Annotated in this window: 8 protein-coding genes and 2 tRNA genes; 9 read left to right on the top strand and 1 reads right to left on the bottom strand. The window is 33.2% G+C overall.

What is annotated here, in order from left to right; all coding sequences use genetic code 11:
• The first annotated feature begins 79 nt into the window (after positions 1-79).
• The 5 genes from ACFFVB_RS14150 (at position 80) to ACFFVB_RS14130 (ending at position 5828) form a co-directional block, all read left to right on the top strand.
• Positions 80-2131: an HD family phosphohydrolase gene (locus ACFFVB_RS14150; protein ID WP_382383709.1), complete on the top strand. Its 2052-nt coding sequence runs from the start codon at positions 80-82 to the stop codon at positions 2129-2131.
• Between the two features lie 91 nt (positions 2132-2222).
• A tRNA-Ser gene (locus tag ACFFVB_RS14145) sits at positions 2223-2306 on the top strand.
• Positions 2307-2359: 53 nt separating this feature from the next.
• Positions 2360-2434 (top strand) — tRNA-Pro (locus ACFFVB_RS14140).
• Positions 2435-3027: 593 nt separating this feature from the next.
• Positions 3028-4452, top strand: coding sequence for a DUF1254 domain-containing protein (locus tag ACFFVB_RS14135; RefSeq protein ID WP_382383707.1), 1425 nt, complete (start codon positions 3028-3030; stop codon positions 4450-4452).
• A gap of 533 nt (positions 4453-4985) precedes the next feature.
• Positions 4986-5828, top strand: coding sequence for a T9SS type A sorting domain-containing protein (locus ACFFVB_RS14130; protein ID WP_382383706.1), 843 nt, complete (start codon positions 4986-4988; stop codon positions 5826-5828).
• Positions 5829-6112: 284 nt separating this feature from the next.
• On the opposite strand, the gene ACFFVB_RS14125 is transcribed toward ACFFVB_RS14130, so the two are convergent.
• Positions 6113-10189 carry a hybrid sensor histidine kinase/response regulator transcription factor gene (locus tag ACFFVB_RS14125; protein ID WP_382383705.1) on the bottom strand — a complete coding sequence of 1359 codons (4077 nt, stop codon included), beginning with the start codon at positions 10187-10189 and terminating at the stop codon, positions 6113-6115.
• A gap of 192 nt (positions 10190-10381) precedes the next feature.
• Between ACFFVB_RS14125 and ACFFVB_RS14120 the strand changes: the two genes are divergently transcribed.
• The 4 genes from ACFFVB_RS14120 (at position 10382) to ACFFVB_RS14105 (ending at position 17712) form a co-directional block, all read left to right on the top strand.
• On the top strand, positions 10382-11578 hold the full coding sequence (locus tag ACFFVB_RS14120) for a glycoside hydrolase family 88 protein (RefSeq protein ID WP_382383703.1): 1197 nt from the start codon (positions 10382-10384) through the stop codon (positions 11576-11578).
• 16 nt (positions 11579-11594) lie between these two features.
• The gene (locus ACFFVB_RS14115) at positions 11595-14555 is read left to right on the top strand and encodes a SusC/RagA family TonB-linked outer membrane protein (RefSeq protein ID WP_382383701.1); all 2961 of its coding nucleotides are present in this window, start codon (positions 11595-11597) and stop codon (positions 14553-14555) included.
• Between the two features lie 30 nt (positions 14556-14585).
• On the top strand, positions 14586-16208 hold the full coding sequence (locus ACFFVB_RS14110; protein WP_382383700.1) for a RagB/SusD family nutrient uptake outer membrane protein: 1623 nt from the start codon (positions 14586-14588) through the stop codon (positions 16206-16208).
• Between the two features lie 61 nt (positions 16209-16269).
• Positions 16270-17712: a sulfatase family protein gene (locus tag ACFFVB_RS14105; protein WP_382383699.1), complete on the top strand. Its 1443-nt coding sequence runs from the start codon at positions 16270-16272 to the stop codon at positions 17710-17712.
• Positions 17713-17718: the final 6 nt, after the last annotated feature.

Below are 17718 nucleotides of genomic sequence, written 5' to 3'. Positions count from 1 at the left end.
GATTTATAAAGGATTCCTTATTTATAAACGGGTCGAAACGCCTTAATTTTTATTACATTTGATGTACTTAACTCTATTCATGAAAGACTTTGTAAATACCTTATACAGGAACCATACTTTGTTATATAAAATACTACTTTTTATATGTACTACGTTTCTAATTGTATACTTGTTTCCTAAAAGTGGCCGGTTTAAATATGATTTTGAAAAAGGTAAACCTTGGCAGTCCGAAAATTTATATGCACCATTTAATTTTGCGATTAAAAAAAGCAATGAAGAAATCTCGACTGAGCAGCAGGCTGTAAAAGCAAGTGCTATTCGTTATTTCGATATTGATAGCGGTATTAAAGAACAGGTGTTTAAAGATTATAAAATCACCTTTAATGAGAGTATTTCAGATTCAATCCCACGATCGGATTATAGAGCGCTTTTTAATGAAGGAACAAAAATCCTGAATGATTTCTATAATTATGGTGTGCTACATGAAGAGAATGGTTTCAATGCAAAAAGTACAGTTGTTTTATTAGAAAATCGAGTTGAAAAGGTCAGTGCAGAATATTCAAATTTGGTCAAGCAAGAGAATATTAAACCTTTAATTATTAAGACCCTTTCTGATCATAATTTGAGTGCTTATGAAAAGCAATTTCTTTCTGTATATTACGATGTTATTCAGCCAAATTTAACTTATAATAAGGAATTTACAGAGCGTGCTTTAGACGAAGAACTTAATAAAATATCCTATACACGCGGAAGTATAGAAAAAGAAACGCTTCTAATTTCGAAGGGTGAAGTCGTAGAAGGTGATAAGTTTCAAGTTCTAAAATCTTTGGAATCAGAATACGAATCTCAGGTTTGGAATGCCTCTAACTATAACTGGATTGTCTTTGCTTATACGGTTTTAGTATCTCTAGCCTTATTAATGTTACTGTTGTTTTTAAGAAAATACAGACGGGATGTTTTCGAGAATAATAATAAAGTCACCTTTATTTTCTTTAACGTCTTATTTATGGTGTTTATAACCTCGTTGGTTGTTAATTATAATGCGCATTACATTTATGTGGTGCCTATTTGTATTCTTCCTTTGGTTTTAAAGGCCTTTTTCGATGCCCGATTAGGACTTTTTACGCATGTGGTTACAATGTTGTTATTAGGATCTATTGTTCCGAATAGTTACGAGTATATGTTCCTTCAAATTATTGCGGGGATTGTAACGATTTTAACAGTTTCAGAATTATATAAACGTGCGAATTTATTTATTTCGGTAGGGCAAATTACAATTGTATATATCATCGCTTATTTTGCGTTTTTCGTGATTCACGAAGGAAGTATCGATAATTTAAAATGGGAAACATTTTTAATGTTTATTCTATGTGGTTTGGCAACCTTATTTGTGCAGCCTTTAATTTATGCCTACGAGAAAATGTTCGGATTAGTATCAGACGTCTCCTTGTTAGAGCTTACAGATACCAACACCAAGTTATTAAAAGAATTAGCTGAAAAGGCACCCGGAACATTTCATCATTCCTTAAACGTAGCCAATTTAGCTGAAGCTTGTGCGAATGAAATTGGAGCGAATAGTATGTTGATGCGTGTTGGTGCTTTGTACCATGATATTGGTAAAATGAAGAACCCTACGTATTTCACAGAAAATCAATCGACCGGAATAAATGCACACGACGAATTAGCGCCTAAGGAAAGTGCTAAAATTATCGTAGACCATGTTTTAAATGGTATTGAAATTGGAAAGAAAAATAACTTGCCAGATCGTGTTATCGATTTTATAAGAACGCATCATGGGACGAGTGTCGTTTACTATTTTTATATGATGGAGAAAAAATCGAATCCAGATGAGGTTAATATGGACGATTTTAGATATTTAGGTCCGAAGCCATTTAGTAAAGAAACTGCGATTTTAATGATGTGTGATAGTGTAGAAGCGGCTTCTAAAAGTCTAAAAGAGCCAACATCAACAAAAATTGATGCTTTTGTAGAGAATATTATCGATAAGCAGATGGACGAGGGGCAATTTCTAAATTCTAATATCACATTTAAAGAAATTCAATCCATTAAAAAAGTGCTAAAACTCAAGCTAGCAAACATTTACCATTTAAGAATAGAATACCCTGAATAATTTTTATAAAAAAAGTTCAAAAAAGGTTGTAATATTTAATAACAAGTCCTATTTTTGCACTCGCAAAATTATTGCAACGTTCATAAGTTTAGGAGAGGTGCCAGAGTGGTAATGGAGCAGATTGCTAATCTGTCGACGCGTAAGTGTCGCCAGGGTTCGAGTCCCTGTCTCTCCGCGAATTAAAGTCTTTAAATATTAATATCGGGAATTTAAAGATAACATACACCTCGGGGTGTAGCGTAGCCCGGTTATCGCGCCACGTTTGGGACGTGGAGGCCGCAGGTTCGAATCCTGCCACCCCGACGAAAAAAAAGCTTTACAGTTACTGTAAGGCTTTTTTTAGTTTTAGGCTATTTATTTAAATTGATTTCCTATCAATCTAATCGGTCAACAGTATATTTTAATCCTATAACTATAAAATAGTGTGTAGAAATAGTTGATTTGACTTTCGTTTTAAAGACGATACAATCATTACACATCTTCAGGGCCTTGTTCTAGATAATTGTCTTTCGGGTAAAATAATCTAGCAACTATTTATTCAACAATAACCTTAATTGGAAAAGAGCTAGTATTAGTTTAAGGCCAAAGCTTCTATAGGCTAATTGGGACTTAAAAACTGAGGTTTCTGTAAGCAATTACGAATGATTACATTTTACTTTCATGAATAGAGTTTCGTAATACAGGGATCACCTTTTCTTTGTCTCTTTTCGTATTTAAAAATTATTATAGCAAACAAAAATAAATTAAGTTTCTCCGTCAAAAATGAATGCATGATTTTCATATCTTGACTTAATTGAATATATTTAAAGTATATGATATTAGAGACTTAATTTAATATGCACCTGTGTGTAACAGTGCTAAATAAGTTCTGATATATTAAAACTAACAATTGAATTATGAAAAAAGCCTACACTTTACTATTTACCGTGTTGATTATGTTTTCTTGTAATCAAAGCAAAGACAAAAAAGAAACTGTGGAATCTTCTGAGTTGCCATTAGATTCAATAACAGCAATAACCAAAGAAGCATACATTTACGGTTTCCCTATGGTGGATAATTATCGTATTCAATACGATTATTATGAAGATAGCACTAGTTCAGAATTTAAAGCATCATGGAATCATTTGGGGAATATAGCCCGTGTATTTACACCTAAAGATATTGCGGTACAGACACCAAATTCCGATACACCCTATTCGTGGTCTGGTTTAGATCTGCGAGCAGAACCTATTGTACTCACATTTCCTGAGATTGAATCAAATCGCTACTATAGCGTGCAGTTTATTGATGCTTATACTTTTAATTTCGATTATTTAGGTACGCGTACTTCTGGAAACAAAGCAGGTAGTTATCTTATTACTGGTCCCGACTGGAACGGAGAAATTCCCGAAGGTATAGATAGAGTTGTTAAATCTGAAACCAATTTGATTTCTGCCGTTTATCGCACGCAACTTTTTGATCCTGAAGATATCGAAAAGGTCAAAGAAATTCAGGCAACCTACAAAATGGAACCTTTATCGTCTTTTATAAATTCGCAATCTCCAACAGACATTTCGAAGATAGATTTTATAAATCCGCTATCTCCCGAAGAACAAAAAACGTCATTAGACTTCTTTCGTATTATGAATTTTGCTTTGCAGTATTGTCCCGTAAACCCAACAGAAAAAGCTTTAATGGAGCGTTTTGCAAAAATTGGAATTGGTACAGGCTTGGAATTTGATGTTCAAAAACTAAGTCCGGAAGTGCAGAAAGCTATGCAAAAAGGAATGCACGACGCTTGGGCGGTGGATTTTGCAGAAATAAAAAAGAAAATAGACGGTGGAGAAATTACATCAGGTGATTTATTTGGAACTAGAGCATATTTAAAAAACGACTATTTAAAACGAATGGCAGCCGCTGTTTTAGGTATTTATGGTAATTCCAAGGAAGAAGCAATGTATCCTTTTTATGCTGTAGATTCTGATGGAAATAAACTAGATGCGACTACAAATAAGTATACTTTGCATTTTGCAGAAGGTGAATTACCTCCTGTAAATGCATTTTGGTCTTTAACCATGTATAAATTGCCAGAGAGTTTATTAGTAGAAAATCCTATTAATCGGTATTTATTGAATTCTCCTATGTTACCTAGTTTCGTAAAAGATAAGGATGGAGGGATAACGCTATATATCCAGAATGAATCTCCTGGCAAAGCAAAAGAATCTAATTGGCTACCAGCTCCAAAAGGGCCATTTGTAACAATTATGAGACTGTACTGGGCAAAAGAGGCTGCATTAGATGGTAGTTGGAAACGACCAGCATTAAATCTTCTTAAAAATTAACTAACTCTTTTTTATTTAAATTAATAGATATAAAATATCAAGCTTACAAAATCAAGGAATTGAGGCTGTAAGCTTTTTTTTATATTAACATCTTTGGGGAGTAGAAAGTAGTATAATATTATATGGTCTAGTTTCCTCCTTTAATCTGTACGATAGTGTTTTTAATGGCATTGCAACATTACACTTCCCATTAAAAAAATAAAGTGGTAGCTGAAATCTATACTTTAAGAGTGAACAGTATTTCGAATTAAGATAAGATTATTGTTAATGGTGAAATAGGTAAATGATGTCTATTTAGTCGTATAAAAGGCTTGTGTTTTTAAATAAATTAGAGATATAATTCTCCCGTTTTTTCTTATGCCGAACCTAAGACTAATTTTTAATTAGCACATATGTTGTTTTATGATACATATGTTCCTCTATAAATTACAATTGCTAATGATGTGGAACAGTTGTGCTAGATGTTTTTAAATCAACGTAATAACTTTGGTTTATTACTTGTTTAAAATAATTAATCTTAAAATTTATTTATTATGAAAAAAAATTACTTTAAAAAAATTCAATTACTTTCTTTGTTATTAATTACCTGTGTAGGGTATTCTCAAACAGATATTACCGTGTCAGAAGATAGTTATGTGAGAGGAGGCGGTAATGGAGATATCAATTATAATGGTAAAATTATAGAAGTAAAAGAGAGCTCAAGCGGAAATCTAGACTTTTCTAGACATGCCTTTTTAAAGTTCGACCTTAGTACTTTTAACGCTATAACTTCAGCTGTATTACATGTGCATGGGAATCAGTCCTTCGGAGGATCGTTTGATGTGTCTGTATTTGAAGTTGCCGACGATGCATGGACGGAGTCTACTTTAACATGGAATAATGCTCCTGCAATATCTACAGTTATTGGAACTTTTGCAACACCTGGTGATGTTGATGATTTATATCAAGATTTTGAAATAGATATTACTAGTTATATTAAAGCACAACTAGCAGGAGACAAAATAGTTTCCTTAGTGTTAACCGATGCCTCTGCAACGAATGACACTTTTAGATTTTTGGATAAAGAAAATACCGAAAATGGTCCTGCGGCATATATAACTATAGTAGGAACTACTTTAGGTGTTGAAGATGAAATTAAATCAAGGTTTACAATGTTTCCTAATCCAACTCAAGATTCTTTTGTTATCCATAGTCCTAACGCTAGTATAAGTAATGTGGAAATATTTTCTATTAGTGGGAGTATGATTTTTAATAATAACAACGTTAGTTCCAATAAATTGAGAATTGATACGTCTTCGTTTCAATCAGGTATATATATTGTAAATGTTGAAAATGAACAAGGAAAATTAAGTGTTAAGAAATTGATTAAACTATAATTTTATAGCATATAATATCACTTTATAATTGATTTTAGATCGTGTCTTTACCTATGCAATTAATTAATGGGTATAGGTTCTTGTTGGATTGAAGTTATTTAAAAAGGCTTGGGATTAATTATATCCTAAGCCTTTTTTAGTCGTCATTACTCAAATAATAAAGTATTGTTTTATAGCTTAATTTAACCAGATGATTTCTTTACTATGATATTAACGCTATTATATCTTTATTATCTTTTCAAGGTATTATAGTCGATTTAAAGAGGCCAATAGTCATGTTCAATTTAACTATTTTGTTTTGGACATGCGTCATCAAAATTTTCCTTAATAAACTCAGATGGTGTTTTTCCATATTGCTTTTTAAAGGATTTTGAAAAGTAATTATGTGAGTTAAAGCCAACAGCATAACCAATTTCATTCACTAAGTATTTTCCTTGTTTCATAAGTTCAACAGCATGTTTTAAGCGAATACTTCTAATAAATTCGGTAGCCGATTGATCTGTTAACGAAGTCAGTTTTCTGTGTAAATGTGTCCTGCTTAAATGTAGTTTTTCAGCTAAATCTTCTACTGTAAAATCAGGATTGCTCATGTTTTTTTCCACAGCACTGATTGCACTTATTAGTAATTTTTTATCTAAATCTAAAACCTCAATATTATTTTCCCAAACATCTTGTTGCGACGTGAACAGTGATCTAAGTGCTTTTCTTGAATTTAATAAATTATGAATTTGAGCGACCAAAACATCTTCGTTAAAAGGTTTAGAAATGTAAATGTCTGCTCCAGAATTAATACCCGTAATTCTGTCTTTAATGGTATCTAAAGCCGTTAATAAAATAACAGGTGTATGACTGATTCTAATATCGTTTTTAATTTTGGCACATAATTCTACACCATCCATTTCTGGCATCATAATATCGGATATAACTAAATCAGGGAATAAGGAATGGGTTTGTTGGTAAGCTTCTTTTCCGTTTTTAGCGGTTGCAATTCTAAAATGATTTTGTAAACTACTGGATAAAAAGTCCAGTAATTCTGGGTTGTCCTCGGTAATGAGTATTAAAGCATCCTGATTGTTAGAAGGCTCTTCGGTATTAACATCTGTTTTAATACTGTGAGATGCTTCAAACGTAAAACTGCTGTTTTCATCATTTTTTAAACTATAAGCGCTGTTTTTTATAGTGTTTTCTTGATGTTTAGGGATACAAATGCAAAACACAGAACCTTTGCCTTCTAAGGTGCTTACAATTAATTGGCCATTATGCATATCAATATAATTGGTCGATAAGGAAAGACCAATACCTGTGCCTTTGTTATAATTATTTTCAGTCTGAAAAAAGCGTTCAAATATTTGAGGGAGTATTTTTTCTGGAATTCCATAGCCAGAATCCGAAATACTTATAGAAACAAAGTCGTCATTAATGGCTTCTCCTACAGTGTAGATATTCCAATCTGGGTTAAAAATAGGCTTGTCGTTATTTTTGATAGATACTGTAATAGTACCATTATTTGGAGCGTATTTAAAAGCATTAGAGAGCAGGTTTACCAAAACTTTATCTAATTTATCGGTGTCAAAATCTATTTCTAAATTTGGATTATCCGATATAAATTGAAAGTGGAACCCATTTTGGATGGCATATTCTTCAAAGCAATAGTATACATTTTTACAGAAAGAGACAACATCTGCATTCACTGGAAGAAGTTTTAATTTTCCAGAATCCGCTCTCCTAAAATCTAGAAATTGATTAATTAAGCGTAATAATCTATCTGTGTTGTTTTTAATTAGCAGTAGTTGCTTGTTAGCCGGCTCATTGTCTAATGGTGTTTTTAATAATCTATTTACAGGACCTTGTATTAACGTTAATGGGGTTCTAAATTCATGAGAAATATTTGTGAAAAACTGAAGCTTCATTTGGTGTAATTGCTCCTCATTCTCACGATGTATTTTTTCCATTTTAATTTCAGACCTCAGCTTTTGTCTATTTATAATTTGTTTTCTAAAAAAATAGACAGACGAAAGAATTACTATGCCATATGCTAAATAAGCATACCACCGTTGCCAAATTGGAGGGGTTATGTTTATGGCTATTTTTGTGGGGATTTCATTCCAAACACCATCGTTGTTAGCTGTTTTAACTTCTAGTATATAGTTGTTAGGAGGTATGTTTGTAAAATTGGCTTTTCCATTATAATCAGTTTCTATCCATTGGTCATTAAAGCCTAAAAGTCTGTATTTAAATACGTTTTTTTCAGGATTTATATAGTTGTTTGAAGTAAACTGAAAACCAATAAAATTTTGAGTATGATGAAGTTTTAAAGGTTCATTTTTATGTGAACTAAGCTCTGTGTTATTGACATGAATTTTAGTGATTGTCGCTTTTGGTAGCTTAGGGTTTTTTTTAATTCTTGATGGAGAAAAACGGATCATTCCATTTGAGCCACCAAAAAACAGATCATCATTTTGAGATTTTAATGCCGAAATTGGATAAAATAAGTCATTTTCTAGGCTATTGTTTGTGAGGTAAGATTGGGCAATATTAGTTTGCTTATCAAACTGACACAAGCCATTCTCGGTGGTTAACCATAGGTTTTTATTACTGTCTTCTAATATTGAAAAAACTTCGTTTCCAGATAACCCATTTTTGGTAGTATAGTTTTCAAAATCACCAGTTGTAGGGTCAAATTTATATAGACCGGTACCATTTGTTCCTAGCCATAAAAATCCATCACTATCTTCATGAATACAATACACACTATTGTTGGAATTGCCTTTTGAGTTGTTTTTGTTATGAAAGTAATGGATAAACTCCGAAGTGCCTTTTTTTAATAGATTGAGACCGTTTTCTGTGGCAAACCAAATATCTTCATTTTTATCCTCGATAATATGATGTACATTATTATTAGATATAGAATTTATATCTAGCGGTGTGTGCTGAAAAGGAGTAATTTCTTTCGATTTAAAATCATAAAAAAATACACCTAACGGGTAATTACTTACCCAAATCCCATCATGAGTGGTTAATATATCCAAAAATTGAAATCCTGTAGCGAAAGGGGTATTTAGGCGTTCAAAATTAGTCTTATTCTTTTTTTTATATAAAAGCCCTTCTCCATATGTCCCAACCCATAACGTTTCATCTTTATCGTATGCGAGAGATTTCATGTTTTCCATGACTTTACCATTAAAACTAACAGGTACTGTACGAAATGTATTGGTTAGAGAATTGAAGCTACTCAAACCACCATCGTCAAGGCTTAATAGAATTTCATTTTTATTTGGGGTTTCTGTGAAGCAACTAATAATGTTCCCTTTTAAATCTCCTTTGGTAGTCGATTGGTTATAGCGAATAAATGAGTTGTTATAGTCACTGTGAAAAGCCAAACCACCCATCCAGGAACCAATCCAGATGTTTTTTTGAGAATCCTTATATAAAGACCAAATAGAATGGTTGGGTAAATCTGCATATTCTTGTTGATTAATAAGGTCTGTAACTTTAAAATCATTTATTAAAGCAATACCGTGGTATGTGGCTACCCATATTCTGTTTTTTTCATCTTTTAAAAGACTTCTAACCTGATTACTTGGTAATTTTAAATCTTTAGCTTGATTATCTGAGTTAAAATGGTGTAATATTTCACCATTTAGCATGTTAATACAAAGTAATCCTTTTTCTACATAACCAATCCAGATATGATTATCATCAATTAAAACGGATCTCACCAGATTTTTCATTCCAATCGTTAAAAACTGAAAGCTATTAGATCCCTTTGCTAAATAATAAATATCACCATTATTATAAAAGACCCAAATGGTACCATTATCATCAATGCTAAGACAGCTAACACGATCTGTTTTAGCATCAATAGTTTTATAAAATGCACGATTTTTATCTGGATTTATAGTACCGAAACCATTCTCGTCTGAAAACCAAAAGGTATTATCTTGATCTTGTAGTAGTGAAGAGATATCTTTACCAATACTGTTTTCGTATTGATCTTTAATAGTATGTCTATTAAAATTATCCAACTCTTCATTGTAGCTGCAAAGGCCGTTTTCTGTAGCTACCCAAAGATGGCCTGCATTATCTTTGTAAAGTTTATTTATCCTATTTGTAGATAATGTAGATTCATTATTTTGTGAATGACTATACCTTTTTATTCCTATAGAATTATACGAAAACACACCGTTATTTGTGCTAAACCAAATTAGACCTTTATCGTCTTCGACTATAGATGTGACCTGAGAATATGCCACACCACCATCAGGGGTTACCTTTGAAATGGAAATATATGGATCGTTATTACCAGATAGTAATATCGTAGATAAACTAAATAATATGATGTAAAAATTACATGCTCTCATGAGGTCGTTTTAAAAAACCAAAATACAAATAATATATACAAAGACCTTGTGCACATTTAGTAATAGATAGTACATATGTTGTAATCTGGTACATATGTTAGCATATGAGTCATAATTAATAGTAATAAGGAACAATAGTCTTAATAATAGCAAAAACCATTTATTAGTTTTGATCATCTAAAATTCTAATTTATGAAACAAATTGCTATTCTACTTTTAAGTGTTGTTTTGCTCACAGGTTGCGACTCAAAACAAAAAAAGAGTAATGACTCAGATCAACTGATTGAAAAGATATCTCAGCAATTAGAATATTTTCCAACCTTAGAGGATACTATCGATTTAGGTCCTCGTAAATTATTTTTTCCAAGAACTTTAACAAAATCAGGAAATCTTAAATTAGTGAGTAAACGCGATTGGACAAGCGGTTTTTATCCAGGTGTATTATGGTATATGTACCGCTTAACAGAAAAGGACCAATGGAAGGAAAAAGCAGAACTTTATACCAGTTTATTAGAAAGTGAAAAATTCAATGATTCAAATCATGATCTAGGTTTTAAAATGATGCCGAGTTTTGGTCTAGGGTATGAGATGACTAAAAATGAATCTTACAAAAAGGTGCTAGTTCAATCGGCAAGAACGCTAATTACAAGATTCAATGCAAAAGTAGGTAGCATACGTTCTTGGGACCACAATACAGATAAATGGGAATTCCCTGTAATTATTGATAATTTAATGAATCTCGAATTGTTGTTTTGGGCATCTAAAGAAACAGGAGATCCGGTGTTTTATAATATAGCTGTTACACATGCTAAAACCACCATGAAAAATCATTTTAGAAATGATTATAGTTCCTACCATGTTGTTGGTTACAATCCAGAAACAGGCGAAGTTATTTCCAAAAATACGCATCAAGGTTATGCAGATGAATCGTCATGGGCACGCGGGCAGGCATGGGCACTTTATGGATATACAATGATTTATAGAGAAACTAAAGATCCTGTATTTTTAAAGCAAGCAGAGCATGTTGCTAATTATATTTTAAACATTGAAAAATTACCAGAAGATTTTGTGCCTCTGTGGGATTTCGATTTAAAAGATTTTAATTCAGAACCACGAGATGCTTCGGCCTCGGCTGTTATTGCTTCAGCTTTACTTGAGTTAAGCACTTTTACAGAAACCGAAGAAGAAGTATATATAGATGTTGCTAATAAAATAATTACTTCATTGTCTTCAAAAAAATATTTTAGTGAAATAGGCACTAATAAAGGGTTTTTATTAAAGCATTCAACGGGATCGAAACCTAAGGATTCCGAGATAGATGTACCATTGATATATGCAGATTATTATTACCTAGAAGCATTGTCAAGAAAAAAGGAGATTAACAATTAACTAAAACTTAGAATTTATGAAGAAAAAACTATTATTATTTAAACTAACATGTCTGTTTTTTGTTCTGTTTAGCGCTATTAGCTTTGCTCAAAACAAAAAAATAAATGGAATAGTTACCGATGACGCCAATATACCTTTACCGGGAGTAAATGTTGTCATTGAAGGTACTCAGAAAGGTACCGTAACCGATTTTGATGGTAATTATACGATATCTGCAGATATAGGACAAACTTTAATTTTTACTTATATAGGTTTTAAACCTAAACATATAGTTGTAGGAAATTCGAATAATTATGCAGTGAACATGCAAAGCGATAATGCAGAACTAGATGAGGTTGTCATTGTTGGATATGGTACACAAAAGAAAAGTGATATAACAGGATCAGTTGCTTCGCTTGCAGAAGAAAGACTAGAAATAGTTCCAAATACTAACGTAGCACAAGCTTTACAAGGAGGGATTCCCGGGGTAGTCGTTACTAACCAAGGAAGTAGTGCGTCTGGAAGTGATGTCTCAATAGTTATTAGAGGAAGAAACTCATTAAAGGCAAGTACAACTCCATTAATAGTTTTAGATGGTATTCCATATAGTGGAAGTTTATCAGACATCACTCCTACAGATATTTTATCTATGGAGGTTTTAAAAGATGTTTCTGCAACCGCTATTTACGGATCTAGAGGATCTAATGGGGTTATTTTAATAACATCTAAAAAAGGTAAACAGGGAAAAGTAAAACTAACATACGATGGATATTACGGTGTTTTAAGACCAACAAATTTACCAAATGTCTTATCTGCATCAGAGTTTTACGACTTTAAATTAACTAGAGATCCGTCTTCGATTACAGATTCTGAACAAAGTATATATGATAGTGGTGAAGGTGTAGATTGGCTCGATTTGTCTTTAAGACAGGGACAAACAATACAGCATAACTTATCCGCTTCAGGAGGTTCAGACGATTTTAAATACTATATTTCTGGTAGTTATTTGGATGTTGAAGGGATACGCGTAAATGATAATTATGAACGTTCAACACTTAGATTTAATTTAGATGCTAACGTTACTAAATGGCTTAAAGTAGGAACAAATACACAGTTGAGTTTCACAGATCAGAGCGGATTAGGACCTTCTTTTAGTGAATCCTATTATATGAATCCTTTAACAAAAAGTCATGACGAAAATGGAGATCTTACCCTTTATCCTTGGACAGAAGATGTGTCATTTACTAATCCACTAGAAAACACCTTAGCTCAAAACGAGGATAAAAGATACAAGGTAATTTCTAACCTTTATCTCGATTTTGATTTGGGCTTTATCCCAGGATTATCTTATAGATTAAATACGGGAGTTGAGGTCACAAATACGAGACAAGAAAGTTTTTGGGGATTAAATACGGTTAGAGGAATTACTAGACAAGGTGATGCTAGTGTTATTAACGATTTTAGATCTAATGTTCTTATCGAGAATATTCTTAATTATAAAAAAGAATTTGGAAAGAGTAATCTTTTCGTAACAGGGTTATATAGTTACCAAAATGATGTTACAGATAATCAAGACTTAGACTCTAGTGGTTTCCCAACAGAAGCCCTTACATGGAGACAAGCCAATGTCGCTAGACTTATAGAGCCAGGATATCAATACGATAAAAGAACTACGCTTTCTTCAATGTTGCGTATTAACTATGGTTATGACGATAGGTATATGCTAACATTAACAGGAAGAAGAGATGGTTATTCTGCATTTGGAGATAATAATAAGTATGTAAGTTTCTTTTCTGTAGGTTCGGCTTGGAACATCCATAATGAAAAATTCATGGAAGAATCTATATTAAGTACGTTAAAATTAAGAGCATCTTATGGTGAAAATGGAAACCAAGCGATAGACCCATATGAATCTTTAACATTCTTAAATGAACGTTCTTATGTCACTAGCGATGGTGTGCAGTTGCCAGGTTATATTCCTGAAAATGAATTGGGTAATTCTTCTTTGACTTGGGAAACTTCAGTTGCTGTAAATTTTGGATTAGACTATGCTTTACTTAATAATAGAATTAGAGGTAGTGTAGACCTGTATAGAGCAACAACTAATGATTTGTTAGCAGATCAATTAATCTCTCCTTTTCATGGTGCCACAGAGATTAGCACAAATATTGGTAGCGTTCGAAATGAAGGATTAGAATTTGCTTTAGGAGGTCAAGCTATAGGGACAAAAGATTTTAGTCTGAATTTAGATGGAAATATTGCATTTAACAGAAATGAAATATTAAACATTAATGGCTCTGAAACATTAGACGATGTTGGTAATGGATGGTTTATTGGGCAACCAATTAGCGTATACTATGCTCTTGAATACGATGGTGTATGGCAAGAAAGTGATGATATCGCTAATTCTCATCAGCCAAATGCAGAGCCAGGTTATGCTAAAATTAAAGACCAATTAACAGTAGACACTAATGGAGACGGAGTTCCAGATGAAGCGGATGGTGTTTTAAACACGGATTCTGATAGAGTTATTATTGGGCAAAGAGATCCTAAAACGGTAGCTTCTTTTAGTATAGATATGAAATATAAAGGATTCGGATTATATGTTATGTCTCAAGGTGCATTTGGACACGTTAAACAAAATGGTTTAAAGAGTGATGATGTATGGACTGAAGTAAGAAGAAATACAACTTTAAAAGATTGGTGGACACCAGAAAACCCAACAAATAACTACTACGCAAATGATGAAAATGCGAATACATATGGCGTTAATTTTTATGAAAGTGGCGATTACTGGAGAATTAAAGATATTACTGTCTCTTACGATTTAGACCAAGATGTACTTGATAAAATTGGTATAGATAAATTTAAAATATATCTAGCTGGGCGTAACTTATTCACATTCACAAATTATGGTGGATTAGATCCTGAGTTATCAGGAACACGCGATGTGCCGTTACAAAAAACATATACGCTAGGTTTTACAGTTAACTTTTAGATCTAACCAGAAAAAAATAAATTTAAAAATATGAAAGCACAAAAATATAGTTTACTACTGCTAATCTTTGTTACGGCATTTATAAGCTGTTCGGATGATTACTTAGTAGAAGATCCTCGTACCGATATAACAGCGAATAATTTATTCGAATCTAAGTCTGGTTTCGAAGTTGGGTTAAATGGTTTATATACTCATTTTAGAAGAGAAAGAGGAGGAGATAATTATAACAGTACAAACGATTTATTGATAGATCCTGCTGTAACAGGGACAGATAATATGTTTGGTAACGAACGCTCTGGCTGGGCTAGAGGAGGTAACGAACTTAACGATAGGAATACACCTATATCTAATGAGCCTCGTCGCCTTATGCAATGGTTGTATGAATTAAACAATGCAACGAATACAATAATAGATAGAGCCGAAAACCCTAGTATTGATTGGACCGAAGCTGAAAAGAATGCCATAGTAGCAGAAGCGCGATTATTTAGAGCTTGGGGTTATAGACACCTTACTTATCTGTTCGGAGATGTACCATTACACCTTGAAGAATCAAGTGGAGCTAATATTATTACAGGTTGGGAAAGAACTCCTGTAGCAGAAATTAGAGAAGTTATGGAAGCAGATTTATTATTTGCAGAAGCATATTTACCAGAAACACAAAACGATGGAGGTAAAGTTGTAAAAGGTGTTGCGACTCATTATTTAGCAGAATTGTATTTAGCAATGGGGAGAGACGAAGATGCTTTGGCTAAGGCAAAAGACTTGATAGATAATGGTCCATTTAGCTTAATAACTTCTAGATACGGAGTTAAAGCAGGTGAGCCAGGTACACCCTTTACAGACATGTTTATCGATGGAAACTCAAATAAATCCGAAGGTAATACAGAAGCACTTTGGGTAATGCAACACGAATTAGAAGTTATTGGTGGTGGTAGAAATATTATGAGACGTTGGCACAGAGGAAGATCTCAAGATATTGTAGTCGACGGAGTTTCGGGTACTATTATTTTGGATGCAGAAAATGGAGGAAGAGGCTTAGAACGTGTTAGTCCAACGAGATATGCCTTAGAATTATATGAGTCTTCAGATGATAGAGGTGGACGTTTCGCATGGAGAGATTATGAAGTTTTAAATAATCCAAAGAAAATACCATCTGGACGCGCTATTGGAGATACTATATTTTTCGATTGGAGAGGTAAAGATGAAGTTGAACAAAATAACTATTGGCCGAGTACGAGAAAATGGGATTATTTTAACCCATTAGACGAAGCTGGTTCTGAAAGCAATAATGATCAAGTTTATCTTCGATTAGGAGAAACGTATTTAATTTTAGCAGAAGCGCAAATGAAAACAGGGGATTTAGCTGGCGCAGCAGCATCTATTAATGCATTAAGATCTAGAGCAAATGCTAGTTTAATAACAGGAGCAGATGTAGATATTGATTTTATTCTAGATGAGCGTTCTAGAGAATTGTATTCTGAAGAGCATAGAAAATATACGTTAGTGAGATTAGGAAAATGGTATGAGAGATTCCAACTATATAATAAAGTTGGAGCACCAAATGGAGACGAGAGACATACTTTATTACCGATCCCTCAAGAAGCAATCGATGCAAATTCAATACCGATGGAACAAAATCCTGGATATAATTAATATGTAATTAGTGTTTAACCAAACTGCCCGTAAAACAGGTGGTTTGGTTTTTTAACAAATCATGAATAGGAAAATCTCAGGTTATAATATGGAATTTAGATGTTTTAAAAAGAGAGCTGCTTTACTGGTTTTTATTTTCTCTTTTCTTGGATCTTATGCGCAAAACGTAAATGGTAAGCCTAATGTAATTCTCATTATGGCTGACGATTTAGGTTATGGAGATGTAGGTTTTAATGGAAATGAAAAAATAATAACGCCTTATTTAGATGCAATGGCTAAAGAAGGCGTGAAGTTTACAAATTTCTATGCCGCTGCGCCACTATGTTCACCAACACGTGCCAGTGTGCTAACAGGTAGAAGTCCGTATAGACAAGGCATTTTTGCTGCACATACAGGAGGAATGAGACCCGCAGAAAAAACAATTCCAGAACTATTAAAAAACAAAGGATATAAAACTGGATTTTTTGGAAAATGGCATTTAGGCTGGATAGAGCCAAATAAAGTAGAGTCGAGAGGAGTGTATTCTCCGCCGTGGTTTCATGGATACGAGGAAACATTTGCTACAAAAAGTGCGGTTCCAACATGGGACCCTACTAAAACTCCATCATTTTGGAATGGATTTGGATCTGAAGACGATGGGTCTTGGGGCGGATCAATTTATTTAGAAAATGGTGTGCCTGTAACAGATAATCTAGAAGGAGACGATAGTAGAATTATAATGGATAGAGCTATTCCTTTTATGGAAAAGGCTATAGCTGGAAATGAACCTTTTTTTACAACCATTTGGTTTCATACACCTCACGAACCTGTTGTTGCTGGTCCAGAATATTTAGCTAAATATCCCGATTTACCAATAGAACAAAGGCATTTATATGGTGCTATAACAGCTATGGACGACCAAATAGGACGTTTAAGAGCCTTCTTAAAAGTAAATAATATTGAAGACAATACCATTATATTTTTCTGTAGTGACAATGGGCCTTCAGGCGGATTAGTTAAAAAAGGAATTGCTTCGGCGGGACCATTTAGAGGGCATAAACACGACATGTGGGAAGGTGGGTTACGTGTGCCTTCATTAGCGTTATGGCCAAATCATTTTAAGTCCGGATTAGTGACCGATTATCAATCTTCAACAGTAGATTATTTACCTACTATTTTAGATATTTTAAATATGTCGCCTAGTAAAAAGATTCCATTAGATGGGGTGAGTTTAAAATCAGTAGTTATGGGAGAGAGTACAAGTCAACGTACTGTACCTATTGCTTCCGGTTTTCAACGTCTATATAAAGATATCGATCTATATGCTTTTATAGATGGACAATACAAAATATGTATTCCAAATCCAGGCGACGAAATGATGCTTTTCGATATTAAAAATGATCCAGGAGAAACAAAAAATTTAGCTTCAGAACAACCAGAATTATTAAAAAAGATGGAAGCTGGGCTGGAAAAAGTTAAAGAATCCTGGAGGTTAAGCAGAGAAGGAAAAGATTACCAATGGTAAAAAAAA

This window comes from Formosa undariae (genome assembly GCF_042427615.1).
Lineage (GTDB): Bacteria > Bacteroidota > Bacteroidia > Flavobacteriales > Flavobacteriaceae > Formosa > Formosa undariae.
The sequence above is the reverse complement of the archived record's forward strand: the minus strand, read 5'-3'. Positions and strand labels throughout refer to the sequence as shown.

Bases quoted from the DNA above. Each gene is read 5' to 3' on its own strand.
- ACFFVB_RS14150 (WP_382383709.1), top strand. From the start codon at position 80: ATGAAAGACTTTGTAAATACCTTATACAGGAACCATACTTTGTTATAT.
- ACFFVB_RS14135 (WP_382383707.1), top strand. From the start codon at position 3,028: ATGAAAAAAGCCTACACTTTACTATTTACCGTGTTGATTATGTTTTCT.
- ACFFVB_RS14130 (WP_382383706.1), top strand. From the start codon at position 4,986: ATGAAAAAAAATTACTTTAAAAAAATTCAATTACTTTCTTTGTTATTA.
- ACFFVB_RS14125 (WP_382383705.1), bottom strand. From the start codon at position 10,189: ATGAGAGCATGTAATTTTTACATCATATTATTTAGTTTATCTACGATA.
- ACFFVB_RS14120 (WP_382383703.1), top strand. From the start codon at position 10,382: ATGAAACAAATTGCTATTCTACTTTTAAGTGTTGTTTTGCTCACAGGT.
- ACFFVB_RS14115 (WP_382383701.1), top strand. From the start codon at position 11,595: ATGAAGAAAAAACTATTATTATTTAAACTAACATGTCTGTTTTTTGTT.
- ACFFVB_RS14110 (WP_382383700.1), top strand. From the start codon at position 14,586: ATGAAAGCACAAAAATATAGTTTACTACTGCTAATCTTTGTTACGGCA.
- ACFFVB_RS14105 (WP_382383699.1), top strand. From the start codon at position 16,270: ATGAATAGGAAAATCTCAGGTTATAATATGGAATTTAGATGTTTTAAA.